This window comes from Citrobacter sp. Ct235, assembly GCF_030332305.1.
In the GTDB taxonomy this organism is placed as follows: Bacteria; Pseudomonadota; Gammaproteobacteria; order Enterobacterales; family Enterobacteriaceae; genus Citrobacter_A; species Citrobacter_A telavivensis.
Genome location: NZ_JAOWIC010000049.1, coordinates 654,329 through 668,626, shown reverse-complemented (window position 1 = coordinate 668,626; position 14,298 = coordinate 654,329). Strand labels below are relative to the sequence as shown.

Sequence of the window (14,298 nt, the reverse complement as noted above, 5' to 3'; positions counted from 1 at the left end):
CACGTTGCGTTCTACTCTCTCCTTAGCCACAGCATATCGGCAGCGAAATAGTGGAGGTTACGATGGGACGACAACTCGTTATTTTTCTGGATGGCACGGGCAATCGCTTCAGTCATAAACCAACGAATGTTATTCGGTTGCTACGCTCACTGCCTAAAGACCGCGAGAACGTGCTGACCTATTACGATCAGGGCGTCGGGACGTTTGGCGTTAAGGAAACGCTCTTTGAATGGCAAAAGTTGCCTTCGCGGATCTGCGGACTGGCGTTTGGTTGGGGACTCAAGCGCAACGTCGAAGGGGCTTATCACTTCCTGGCAGCGAATTACCGTCAGGGAGATGAAATCTATATGTTCGGTTTTTCCCGCGGTGCCTATGCGGCCAGAGCGCTGGCGGCGCTGATTCACACGGCGGGTATTGTTGAAGGCTATCAGGCGCATCTCTTTGACTATGCATGGGCAATGCTGCTGGCAAGAACCGGGGAGAATCATACGCCAGACTTCAAACTTCAGGCGCGTTTCAAGTCTACCTTTGGCAGGCGGGTGAACGTCCATTTCCTTGGCCTGTTTGATACGGTGAAGTCGGTGGGCTGGATTTACGATCCGGTCATCATTCCATATACCGCGAACAACCCGGCTGTTGAGATTGTCCGTCATGCGGTGTCCATTGACGAGCGGCGCTGCTTTTTTCGCCAGCATCTCTGGCGCAAAAATGATGATATGAAAACGGATCTAAAAGAGGTGTGGTTTGCCGGGGTGCATTCCGACGTTGGTGGTGGTTATCCGCCACCGCAGTCGCAACTGGCGTTGACGACGTTTCGCTGGATGTTGGGTGAAGCCTGGCGCGCTGGACTGAGCATCGATTTTTCCCGTGCTAAAAAGGAACTGTCGATTCGCATGCGGGGATTCCCTGCTATTCATGACTCCATGCTGTTGGGGTGGAAGTTTGCCGAATGGTTACCTCGTCTGGTCTGGACCGGAGAAGATCATCAGCGTGAACTCAAAATTGGCGCAATGCCCCCGTTTGGTCAACCGGTTCCGCGGCCAATGACAGGCGTCATCAGCGTACATGAATCGGTGGTTAATTTAATGAACGCCAATCCGGATTATCGACCGTCCAATCTTCCCCGTTATTATTCGATTGAGGGCGACGATCCGGGGATCGCGAGTTTACGCTGAAACCGCTTACGTCGCCGGGTTATTATTGCCGCTGTTTACCCTGTTCTGAATATTCGTGAACAGGGTAAACAGATTAATGCCTCAGTGTGATGTCCTCTGCCGGAATAACCTTTTTCTCTTAGAGTCCCCCTGAAATTCACTGCACTATCCTGAAGTGTGTAAAACGCATAAATACGGCTATCCGGCCGGTTCAGGAGTGAAACCATGAGTACACGTTATACCGTAGAAATTACCTCTTCCGACGGTCATTCTGCCCGTTTAAAAATTGAGATTTCCTTTCTTCCTGGACAGTCGGAATGGACGTCAGAGCAGCCTGATGTCTTCTCAATTAATACTGGCCCAATGCTTAACAATTTTCAGCTAATGGGACTGGGCGTTACGCCGGTGGCTTTTCTGACGAATTTCCCCGGCAAAAGCAGCGGAAAGGGCGGGAAGAACGATCCGGGAGGGTCATTTCCACATGGGGAGCTGGACTGGGAGATTGTGCCATAAGCGTGACGCGTTCGGCTGATACCGCAGTTTCATTATTCCCTGGAGGTTGCAATGTCAGAACTCACCACCGCCTGGCAAGACTTAATGGAAAGCATTGAAGCGGGCTGGCGTCGCAGTCGACGCAGCGATCGGGTCAGCCTTTTACCAATGTTCAATAAGAATAACGACCTCCAGCTAAAATTTGATGTGAATGGCGTCGTCGCCGTGACGTTTGATTCCCGCCAGAATCCCTCTTTTCGCTGGGCGCCATCGACAAAGCGTCCGGGTTTTTCTGTGCTCACCGCCACATTACCGCTACAGAAGGCATCGCAAAAAACGGTCTATTTTGATGGGCTGGCGCTGAACCTGGCGACGTCCGGACATGTGGTCAGCCTGTTTCTGAAAAAAGACACCTTCGATATGTACTACAAACTGACGCTGCAACTGGACAGCGTCAGTCTCTCGCCGGTACTGGCGGAATCGAATTTGCATCGTTCAGCCCTGCGCAACATGACGGCGGAAGAAGCGGGGCATGAACCACATTATTTCAGCGCCAACTGCGGTGAGGGCATTGCGATCGCCGACTCGCAGGCTAAAGCCAGTCTGAAGATCGTGTGTGAAAGCGGGCAGCCCGGGCGGGATACGACGTGGACCGTCACGCTGGAACAGGCGGAGAGCATTTTGACTCCCCGGCAAGGGAGCGCGATTCAGATTAGTCACACGCCGTTTATTGTCTCGCAACTACAACAACCGACGCTGGCGGAAGAGGCCGGTAATATTATTGCGCAATGGAAAAGTGACGATCCTGACGGGGCACAGTGGCGGTTCGGTATTGAGAGCGTTTCGCTGAATTTTCCACCGCAGGCGGTGGGTGAAGCGATGGTTCGCGGGGAGCGTTTTCGTCCTGTCGGGCAGGCCAGCCCCATCGATCCACATAAACCGATTCCGTTTCGCTTTTCTCGTCGCACCGAGTTGACGGTGCGTCCTTCTCGCGTGGACCGCCGCTATACCGTACATCCTGGCGACACGCTATCCGTTCTGCGGGATGCCGAACTGACGCGGATGGTGAGCGAAATGGTGTATCCGCTGGAGTTGACCTATCAGCGCACGCCGGAATTACAGCGCACGGTGATTGTTTCCGAGATAGCCAGCGCGCTGGGTCAACCCGCGATTGCCTTGCCGGTCAGTGACCAGAGCTTTGCTATGAGTCCGCTACTGGAAACCTATTTTCGCCATCACGCGGCAAAAGAAATGGGTGACCTGAAAACGCGTATTACCACGCTGAGAACTCACCATCTCGCCGCCCGGCAAAATTTCATCCATCGTCTCGCCCGGTTCACGCTGAAAGAGGCGAATTACCCGCTGCGCAAGCTGGATCTGACGGAAGGTCTGAGCGCCACACTGCGTGGCAAAAAGCAGGGGGCAGCCGCTGTCTGGCCCCTTCCCGAAGGGGCATCGCTGAGTGATTCCCAGCGTATCGCGCTGGATAACTATGTGGACAGCCTGCCAGACAGTCCTGCCGCTGCACGTTCGCTGCCCATTGGACTGCTGTACTCCATTGAGTTTGCCTCTGAACTGATGGCGGTGTTACACACCCCGGTCACGAAAGAGGTTCGCCTGCTGGAACTGACGCTCTCGGTACTCGGTGCAACCGGCGCGGTACAGGCGGCCTTTGACGAGGGGCGCACGCAGTTCGATGCCAGCGTTGAAAACGGTCAGCTGTCACGGCTGGTAAAAACGCGCTATGGCCGTATCGCCACCGTCTGGAATAAGGCGCGTCACGTGGTGGTTTATACCCGCAGCACCGCACCCGGCGCACAATTTGCCGGGGAGCAGAAAGATGAGGAATTTTTAGGGCGTCCGCTGCTGCGCAAAATGGAAGAGTACATTGAGATCCTCGAACCGTACCGCCTTTTCGACGGCGAAGCGTCTGCGGCGAATAATAAGCCGGGATGCCTGCACGCCTTTCATTTCGCCACGCAGCGCATTTATGTCAATGGTTCATGGGGACACGACGTGGATGAGGGCTACGAAATCCCGTTGTTTAACGAACTGGACAGCTCCGGTTTTTACGTTAAGCCGTGGGCAGGCCCGGTTGCGCGGGGCGGAGGGGATGAACTGACGCAACACTGGCATGACCAGCCACAGCATCTCTACTTTTTTACCACGACAAAAGCCGGGGCCGGGGCGGATACGGACACCTGGGCGTCGCAGTTAGCCATCGATTGCGACGAGAATTACAGCTTTGGCAGAATGACTCGACCAGAGACAGGCGAGCTTCTGAAACCTGTTCAGCTTCCCAGCCTGACGTTACAGGCGCTGGCCAATCCCCGATTTTCGATGCCGCTACGCCCGGAGGGCGTCTCTGACATTGTTCATGGTCGTGGCACAGAAGAACTGGTCGCCAGTATTCGCACAATGCAGATTGAACGTACGCTCGCAACACGCAGGGTGGATCTGAGCACACTACCGGATGATAAGGATAAAAACATTGCGTCGCTGATCCAGCACGCGACATACAGCGCGGAGCTAAAAAGTCTGGAAGCGACGCTTCAGACGCTGTTTCAGGATGCCAAAAAACTCTGGGCGCTATACGAGGGTAACAACGTCAAGACGTTCAAAGAGCGTCTGCTCACACAGGTGGATGACGTCTTTAAAGAATGCAGTGACCGTCTGGACATCAAGGTTAGTGATATAACACAAGGGAAGGGCGAAACCCTTGATCACGTCAAAAAGACCCTGGGGTTGGCGCGATCGCTATCGGTCCAGATGATCGATGAACTCTGTGCTCAGGGGCACGCGGCGACAGACAGCCTGCTGACAACATTGTCTGCGATCCACGATCCGAACCTTGCGCTGGATAGCGTAAAGACCTTGCTGGAGGAGCGTTATCTCAGCCTCCCCGTACAGGCCTTCCTCAGGCGTTCCGCTGAGTCATTGAACGGTGCAAAAGCGGTCATCGCCGATTTACGGCTCTTTTGTGCGAAAGCGCCCGACAACATTGCCGCCCTGTGGCCAGCGCTCAGAGAGATTATTACGCGTGCGGATACGGCGTATAAGGATCTGTTGGGTATAAAGGATCGGGATGCGCTGCTTCTGGCCGTCGACGCGTATTGTCACACGATGACGACCATGCTTAGTGGTGGCATGAAGAGCGTTGATGAACTCAGTACCGCCATTGGCGCGTTAAAATTCCCGGCACAGTGGCAGGGGCCTCAGCATCTTCGCGATATGCTCACGCTGCCGCTGACCAATCTGAAACGGGCGGTTGCCGCATTTAGCGCGACCATCAGTCATGTGTCAGAACAAATCAGGAACATCGGCGAGCTGGATGCCCAGCGTGCAGAACTGCAAAAGCTGATCCCGGCGGTACTCACGCCACTGGATGATACGCTCAGCCTGCTGGAGACGTTCGACTGGCAGACAATGCGTAACACGACAACGACGCTGGAATCGGTACTCGCTGCCATCAACACCCTGCAGGGCAACCTTTTCGGCCTGGACAATATCAGGCAAACATTCTCCCAACAGTGGCAACAGGAGTGCGCGGCATACCGGGCGCTGGTTAAAAACATTGAAGATAAAAAGCCGATTGATAAAGAATTTGCGGATTTTGTCACAGCGCTGGAGGCACTGAACCAGACTCTGGTTGTACCTGCTTTCCCCAACCGTTCGCCATTTTCAACCGCCCTGACTGATGACTGGAACCGGGAATTTATTTCCATCGATAGCGCGGTTTCGACACTCTCCACCAGCTTTGACGAGGTTAATAAACAGGCCACCGCGTTTTTGAGCCACAACGCCGCCGTCGTAAAGGCGGAGCTTGAGCGGCGCAGACTCGACGTGAGGGCGCTGATTGAGGGGCTGTCTGACGCCGGTCAATGGTTTGAGGTCGCGAACAAACTGCAAGAACAGTTAGCCGAGACGACCCGGCAGGTACGCGAACAGTTTGTTGATCGGGCCACGCGGTTGTTTGATCAAAAAAGTCGCGAGTACGCGAAGGCGATCGACGCGACGTTAAAGCAGGCGAATACGGGCATCGCCGGGGCACTTCCCCAAGCCGGTCAGGCCATAAAGCTGATGAAGCTGTTTTCAGATCCGCCACAGCTTCCGCAACTGACTATTCGTACCGACAACATTGAATATGTTTTCGACGATCTAAAAGACCAGATTGAAACATCGCCGTTTGTCGCCCGACTCCGTGAGGCCGACGCGGGGATTAAAGAACTGGGGCTGACGATCCCTTCCTGTGAACTGAACGGCAACATTGTCCCTGCGTCGCTTCGGGGCGTCGATTTCTCGCAGATCGTTCGCAATACGGCGATTGATTTTGAAAACTTTTTCAAGAAGTTCAAACTGCCGGACTTGCCCGATGATGCCATTCGTATCAGCCATCATATCGATGCCAAAACGCGTAGCGCCAGTATCAAAGCGGTTATTGATCATCAGTTTACAAGCACAGAATCGTTGTTTGAAATCCCGCCGCTGAGCCTTGATGTCCGTAAACCAAAACTGGTGGCCACCAGTGATGTCGATATCTCCGCCAGTGACGCGACCAGAAGCCGCACGCAGGCGCTGTTCAGCGGCGACTGGATCCTCAACTTTTCAGGCCAACCGCTGGTGACCTTTGCGGATGCCCGCATTCAGTACAGTGAAGCCAGCGGATTCACGTTCGATCTCGACCCGAAGAATATCGAACCACACGCCGCGCTGAAATTTATCGGCGACGTATTACGGGGCGCGATGCCAGACGTTCCTCCGTATGTGGAAATCGTCAAAAACAAAGCGGGGATCCCGACGGGGGCGTCGGTGAGCCAGAAACAGGCGTTTGGTCCGCTGGAGTATGGCGGCGTCTCACTGGGGAAATCTGTGCTGGCTTCCGGGTTCCGGCTGAATATGAACGACGGGATGATGCAGATTGAAACTTACTTTGGCCTTGGTGAAAAAGCCTCCCCGGTGTCCATGCAGATAGGCGTCTACGGCGGTGGCGGCTGGCTAACGACCCGGGCCGCCGCGGTGAATAAGGACGGCAAACTCACAGCGGAGTATGAGGCATCGATTGGCGTGGCATTGGTCTCGACGAAAACCTTCAATCTTGCCGGGGTCGCCGAGGGTCATTATGCCATTCGCCTGTTTGTCGAAGCCGGTTTTTCCTCCGACGCATCGCAGAACTTTTTTGCCGCCGGCGTGCAAATGACCGGTAGCGCGAAGGTACTGGGCTATCTGACCGCTTATCTGAATTTACTGGTGCAGGTCGAGCACCGAAACGGACAGATGAAAGGGCGCGGACATCTGGATATTTCTATCGAAGTTTGCTGGTGCTACACGGCGCATATTTCCCGCACAGTGGAACAAGATTTGTGAGGTGTCTATGTCATTAACAACGTTTAGCTGGATGATGCATGGCAATGATGAAGGGCTGGTGGATGGGGATACGAAACGGCGAATCTCAGTTAACTGGGTGATGCCGACGGGAGAACTTCCCATTGGTGTCCCGTCCATAGACGGACAGACGGTGATTGACACCGTCGGTTCGCTGCTCTGGCCCTGGCAAATGCGCATTACCGGCTGGGCGATAGTTACCGATAAACAATTTCACCTCGCCACGCCGGTCCCGACCAATGTGCTGACCGATCCGCAGAATCTGCAGGAAAAGATGGCGGACGAAATCGGGCAAAAGTGCAGCCGTTGCAAACTGCCGTTTTCCACCGCTATGGCGCAGGCCCAGGCCAGCCATGGTGAAATCTGTCTGCCGCACCTGTTTGCCCCCCTGACGCTGTTACCCGCTGGCGTGAGTCTGGATATACTGGGCATGACCCGCAGTCTTACCCTTGACGATGCAACACTCCCTGTTGCCTGTGCTCCGGAATTCACGATGACTCATAAGGGGCAGGATATCGTCTTTAGCCCTGTGAGTGCCGACACAAAGGGCGAGATAGTGACGATCGGCTACGAGGCAAAGGCGGAGAAAGAAGATAAGCCTTACTCGGGTTTGCCTGCCTTTGCTGTCGTGATGAAAAAGATCAAACCCGCCGACAGCGCGACGCTGACGCCGACACTGAAGAGCGCCGAACGAGCGGAAATGGGGATGCGTGCCTGGCTGGCCGATGCCGTTCTGGCACCGTTGCCCATGTTGGCTCACGTACTCAATGCCGAAGCGGCCAATGCCAAAACAGGCAATGGCGAATGGCAACCAGGCATTGAACAACATCAACTGCTGAACCGCGCATTAGGCCCCGGCTATCTGCGTACTGAAATACGCGATAAGTCGATTCGGCATTTCTGGTTCTGGGATCGCCTTCAGGGCAGTAACCCGGTGGCGATTTCTATCGAGACCTGGGACGCTAACACCCTGGTCTGGGAAACACTCAGGCAGGCGATTAATAACCCCGGGACGGGTGAACATCGGTTATTGCAACCCCTTGTCGACGATAGCAGTAAGACCATTACGGGCTTTGCGCTAAACGTGGGGATGATGCTCAGCACCGCCGATGGTCGACGGATAATGATGACTTCGTGGCTGGCGGCAGTGGCGGTGAATTTTCATCAGCCAGATGCTAACAACCCAACACTCAACTTTATCGAGTGGTATCAACTGATATCGTTACATTACTCAGACCCCGGCATGGCCGAACTACAGGCGCGCTGGTGGTTTTTCCATCTGTCGAAAAATGCGCCAGCGGCAACACAAGCACTGCACGCCGGCATCGAGTCCTGGATTGCCGGAGATGTTTCAACTCAGGCCACCGTTCTGAGTGACCGCTATCAGGAGATGCTGGCGTTGCTGGTGGAGTGCCCAACGCCGGACACGCAGAATGCCAGTATCAGTGAAGTACTTCAGACGCTACAGCAGCAAATGCAGTTACCCGGCGCGCAAAAGGTTATCAGTCTGGGCGAGGAGCGCGATCTGGCGGTTGAAATCTGCCCGCCAGACGGGGCCTATGACGATCGGGACATTCGCGGTTATGCCGTCGCCATGGCCATGGGGAAGGAAAGTATCGTCCCCAAATTAGGCTGCGCGTGGCTGACGGACACGGCGCTGAAAGTGCAGGGGGCGTGGCTGCCGGACACAGAGCGGAAAGGGCCCACACAGCGCTTTCACGACACCGTGGGGGCGACCGTGCAGAACGGTCGCAAAGCGGTGGCATTTGCCTATTCGGGCGCGCCGTTGAGCGGTGCGGTGAGCCTCAAAGACGGCGTCGACTGTCTCGATTTCGGCTGGCCCAAAGACCCACAGGAAAACTCGGATATCTATACCTCTCCCTGGCGACTCCCTCCGCTAGCCTATGGGTTCCGTTATTGGGTAACCGGAACGGCAATTGGCAACGGCGGGCAGATTCTGCAGGAGAACTTTCGCAGCGGTGACAATCCCTGTGCGCTCAAAGCCGCCAGCCAACTGAATTTCTTACCCGGTGAGGGCTATCTTTATTTGTGCCGGGTAGCACCAGGTGCCGTCACCGTGCAGTCCACAGAGAAGGCCGTCGATCCCTGGCTGATGGAAGGGGAATCCCGCGCCTGGAATCAGCAAGGCTTAGCGGCGGATCGGGCGCAGGCCGGTGAACACCCGAAAGTGGCAGACGGCAGGCGCCCCCGTGTTGTTGTCATTTGCGACGGAAAAAACAACTGGAACAGCAGCGCGCTCACGTCGGCCACGCTGACGTTGACCCCGCCCGATGCCACGGAACAGGTACTGACAAAGTGGATGGAAGCCGACATCTGCCTGGAATTGCTCAAACCCGACCTCGGGAAGAGTGCAACGCTCAGAGCCCAGCGCGCCACACTACTCAATAAACTGCGTAAAACAGGCAAAAACCTGCCTGAAGATGTGGTCGATCTTCCTCGCCATCCCGCCGTTAAGGCTATCGGGGTGAGAGTGAAATTTGATGATGGTCCGCAAGTCGATTACCTCGTCACCCCAACATACCTCACAGAACGAGGTTTTTTAACGCCAGCCACACTGCGCGTAGAGGCCGGAAGCGCATCACGCGTCCTGCCGCCAAAGGGCACGGATACTGGCACGATAACGCTCATCCTGAAACCGGGAACGATTGCCACCGTGACCCTCTGGTCTCTGGTGCCAACGACATTCTTTATCCCAGGGCCAGATATCCGGATGGCAGACTTTGCCACTGATAATAACGACAAGACACACCCGACCTGGAGCGAGGCGTCACACCGGGGGTTTTCACCCGTTGTGCACCTGTTTGAGTGTTTACCTGACACCATAACGCTGTTCGAAGGTGCGGGCAGGGCGCTAAAAGAGATTCAGCAGGCGCTCCGTTTTGTGCCACAAGAGTCAGATACCGTCGCCTATCTGGCAACGGAGAAGGGGTTCGACGCGAACGGGCTGAAGGGGTTTCTGGTTCAGCGACACGAATGGCACTGGACGGGCTACCCGCTGGCGCTGCCCAAGCGGCTGGATGACAACACTCAACTGGAGCAGTGGTCCGAAGCGTTTGCTGGCACCTCGTCTTTACGCGAAACGCAGAGCCATATTCTGCAAACCAGTCGTGCGGCAACACCCGCGGACTGGCGCTTTGGCTCACTTGCCGAACCGGCGCTCCTCTGTCGACTGCGAATGCCCGGCTATCACGGTGCGCGTTTTTTCGCCTGCGTCATGCGCCCGATCCTGCGTTATCGCCGTTGGCTGAAAACCAGCGCGGTTCAGGATCTTGAGAACACGATTGTCGCTAAAGGCACCGTCGTGCCCGCACGTATCAACTGGCACGATCCCTCACTGCGGCTGGCCCCGCCGACGGTCCATACCACGATCCCGCTGGTCCGCACGGTCATGGCGATCGAGAAGGAAAAGCTGGCGGAGATCCGTACCAGTGCAAACGGGGCGCTGATTTGCCTGAACGACGCGCTCTGTCGAACGGAGGCGCTGACGCAGTACAGCGGCGTCGGGGAAACCTTCGACGTTGACCTCGAAGCCACGCGTTATGCCACGGTGAATGAAATTGGCCCCAATCCCATCTTCCACGCAGGGCCGGGGCAGCGCGTGGATGATACGAAGAAGGTCACGCTTTTTCTGCCTGAGAGTAGCTGGTTCACCCAATTGGGCGAGCCGGTCATGCCTGAGCGCGAGATGAACTGGGGAATCGAGGTCGAGCGTCCCTTTGGCCTGACTTACGATACCGACAGCAATGCCAAAGTGGTGCAGACGGCCATCATCGTCCGCCCGACGGGACACGATGTTTTTGCCTACTGGATAATGGCGAAGATCCGTATCCGTCGCATGCTTGACCCACACGAGAAGTGGACGTTGAGCGATCAATTTCCCCTCAGCGAGGATAAGCAGAGTTGGTTACTCGGGCGCCGGGAAGAAGGCGACGATCGCGTTCCGTTTGATTTCGTCATCGAGATCCCGCCGGGAACTGATTTTCTCCTCTCCCTGCATTTTGCAGAGGGAAAACGCATTGAGAAAAATGGCGACGCGAACGCGTCACGCCGTCTGTTGTGCAGTTGGCACAAAGGCCAGTGGGACGGGACGGCGGCAATGCGCTGGGGAGTGCAGGTGCTTGATCAGGTCATGGCCTTTGGGAGCGATCAATGGGCCACCGTCAAACGTTATTCGCCGTGGGAAACGACAGAGGCGACGACCGGATTGCCAATAAAGTCGGTGTTGCCCATTGCGCTGAAAAACGCGGAAGGTTGTAAGGCCCGCCGCCTGTTACTCAGCGACTATGGTGAATCGCACTGGTTGACCTTTATTGGCATGCCGTACCGGCATCTGGCCATTGCCCGGGAGTCTTTGCGGATGGCTATTGAGGATAAGTACGATCTCGCGCAGTCAAACAAAGAACACGCCATCACGCTGACCCGCAGTAGCGTGGTACAAGCCAGTGAAAATATCTCCCGCGATTTACTGATTGAACCTCTGGAACCGATTAAGAAAACGGCTCCAGGGGAAGAACCGCCCCGTGTCAGACCGGGTGGCGGCACCTTTCACCTGTTGTTGGTGTTTGAACCCGTCAATGACGTGGCAACACCGCTAGCCAATCAGCAACTGGGGAGGCTGACAGGCGTTTATTATCCGCAGCGCGATCCCATCACGGCTAAGACGCGTTATCCGCAATTGCGCTTTCATTCTTACATGGCGGATTCGCCAATAAAGAATAAATTACCTGATGGCTCAATCGGTTATATCTATAAATTTCACTATACCGACTGCCTGCCAGCGGACTGGACAACGCTGCAAGCGCAGTTGTTTCCCGTCAGGAACGCGGACGGTTCAGGAGAAGAAGCGAAGGTTCGCTGGCTGCCTGAAATCATTGGCCCCATTACCACCGCGCCGCTACCTGTGCATGATGGGCACTGGCCGAAGCCCAACATAACGCTTAAGCGAAAAGAGGGGAAAGAGAGGTCCATTGACCTGAATGTTGATGAAGACCGGGGATGGCGCTGTCAGGTAACAAAGGAAAAAGGAACCGATGTGTTCAATGCGCTTAGTTGGGCCGATGACCTGCCGGGAGGGCTCTGTACCGTGCTGGAGGGCGATCGGCTGGCGCTGGTTGGCAGTGGAGGGCGACTTATCGCAACGTTCACAGACTGGTCGCAGAAGAAAGGGGATGTACAGACGTATGATGACAAAGGCCAGCCCCGAAGTGAGCGCTGGGGCTGGAACTGGAACGCGTAAATGACGACGTAAAGAGAGAACGGCGTCTCTCTTTACGTTACAGTGTCACTTAGACCAGCGGTTTCTCAAATAACTGACGACCTGCTGGGCCTGCGGTTGGTTGAGATTGTTTTCTCTGAACAAAATCGTGCCGCTGATTTGTGGCATCGATTCATTTAAATCGAGTTGTTTCTTCAGTTCCGGGACGCCGCCGTTGACCGTCCAGTCCGGTTCATTGCGTGAGGGCTCGCCGACCTTGTACAGCGCAACACCGATATACAGCCGCGTTTTTGTCGGCTTCACGACGTCCGCCCACCATTTTGCCAGCACGTCATAGCGCGCTGCATCGCGGGAGAAGGGCCAGTAAATTTGTGGCGCGATGTAATCCAGCAGGCCCTGTTTCACCCAAAGCCGTGTGTCCGCATACGACTCATCATAAGCCGCCGCGCCACGGGTATCGGATCCGGCGGGGTCATGCGAACGGTTACGCCAGACGCCAGCCGGACTGACGCCAAACTCCACGTCCGGATTGATTTGTCGGATAGTACGGGAAACCTGCTCAATTAACTGTTGCGTATTATGGCGACGCCAGTCAGCTTTTGAGCTGAATCCCTGGCCGTAACGCTGGAAGGTCAGACTGTCGTTCAGCGCTGAACCGGGGGACTCGGCATAGAAATAATCATCAAACTGGACGCCATCCACCGGATACCGTTTCACCACTTCAGCCACGATACTGGTTATCCAGTCACGGGCTTCCGGGATCCCCGGGTCGAGAACATAGCGATCGCCAGCGGTACGGATCCAGTCACGATGGAGGACAAACACGCTGGCGGGCTGAAGCGACACGGTGCGGTTTAGCGCATTCACCGTTGACGATTTCACATTGGTGGAGACGCGATAAGGGTTGAACCAGGCATGAACGCGCATGCCGCGCTTGTGGGCTTCATCGAGCATGAACTGGAGCGGATCGTAGCCTGGATTCTCACCAATCTTCCCGGTGAGCATATCCGACCACGGTAAAATGGATGACGGCCAAAGGGCGGTGCCGTCGGGTTTAACCTGAAAGAAAACGGTATTAATACCCAGTGACTGTAAGTTATCGAGTTTATCCGTTAACGCCTTTTTCTGCATTGCAATGCGCGTAGCGGCGCTACTGACATTAACAGACGCTACCGGCGGCCAGTCCAGCCGGGAAACCGTCGCCAGCCACACGCCGCGAACCGGCTCATTCAGTTTCTGCGCTTTAGACGGCGATGTCGGCGTCGATTTCGGCGGCGTTACCAGTGAAACCGGGGGTTTTGATGAACAGCTCGCCAGGAAGAACGCTGCCACCACCAGGGCACTGATTTTTTTAACGCGAAACAGAGAGAAAACGCCACGAGAACAGATATCCATATAGGCCAGTCATCCGGTTAACACAAAAGAGAAATTATTTTGTTCCTAATCGACGTTAAGTCAAGCTGGCGAAGGGGTGAGGCGTGCAATTTTGCCCGGTTCCAACCAGACTGGGGCCCGGTATCGCCTTCAGCGTTGAATCGCGAGCTATACCGCACGCCATGTTGGCGAAAAACAAAGAAAATATCTGACTAGACCCTCAGCGGCACATTGCCAGCCCGATATAGCAATGGGTCTGATATTGAGAGTTAATTAAATGTAATTTTTTACGGAGGATAAATCGACTTCCGGTCATTATTTGGCTACTTTTCATATAGTAGAATTTATATTGAAAATCGACCAGGTGTTGCGAGGGTGTAATTTTAATTATGAAAATGAATTGTTAATCAATTTAGTAGAAAAAAACACATGCAACACTTTAAGATTATTCTCGTGAAAATTCGGAAAAATCAATATAAATAATAACAATTGAATTAATTTTAATAATACAGTATATCTTTATTTATTTGATTTTATTGGTGTTTTATCGTGATTGCTGGGTTATAAAATAACTTTTATTTTTAAATATTTAAAACGCAAACTATTGACTGCGGTATTGATATTCATTAAGCTAAAAATAATCTTATGATTAGATAATAG

Annotated in this window: 5 protein-coding genes; 4 read left to right on the top strand and 1 reads right to left on the bottom strand. The window is 54.6% G+C overall.

Annotated elements, in window-relative coordinates:
* Nucleotides 1-62: 62 nt before the first annotated feature.
* The 4 genes from OGY35_RS20295 (at nucleotide 63) to OGY35_RS20280 (ending at nucleotide 12,285) form a co-directional block, all read left to right on the top strand.
* Entirely contained in the window at nucleotides 63-1,175 is a 1,113-nt protein-coding gene (locus OGY35_RS20295; protein WP_286633262.1) for a T6SS phospholipase effector Tle1-like catalytic domain-containing protein, read from the top strand.
* A gap of 204 nt (nucleotides 1,176-1,379) precedes the next feature.
* A complete protein-coding gene (locus tag OGY35_RS20290) occupies nucleotides 1,380-1,667 on the top strand; it encodes a hypothetical protein (RefSeq protein WP_152404700.1) in 288 nt (95 codons plus the stop codon).
* Between the two features lie 51 nt (nucleotides 1,668-1,718).
* Nucleotides 1,719-7,010: a hypothetical protein gene (locus OGY35_RS20285; protein WP_286633261.1), complete on the top strand. Its 5,292-nt coding sequence runs from the start codon at nucleotides 1,719-1,721 to the stop codon at nucleotides 7,008-7,010.
* Nucleotides 7,011-7,017: 7 nt separating this feature from the next.
* Nucleotides 7,018-12,285, top strand: coding sequence for a hypothetical protein (locus OGY35_RS20280; RefSeq protein ID WP_286633260.1), 5,268 nt, complete (start codon nucleotides 7,018-7,020; stop codon nucleotides 12,283-12,285).
* Nucleotides 12,286-12,330: 45 nt separating this feature from the next.
* Here the strand turns inward: OGY35_RS20280 and OGY35_RS20275 are convergent, their stop codons facing one another.
* Complete coding sequence (locus OGY35_RS20275) at nucleotides 12,331-13,659, bottom strand: glycoside hydrolase family 10-like protein (protein ID WP_286633259.1); 1,329 nt, start codon at nucleotides 13,657-13,659, stop codon at nucleotides 12,331-12,333.
* Nucleotides 13,660-14,298 lie beyond the last annotated feature (639 nt).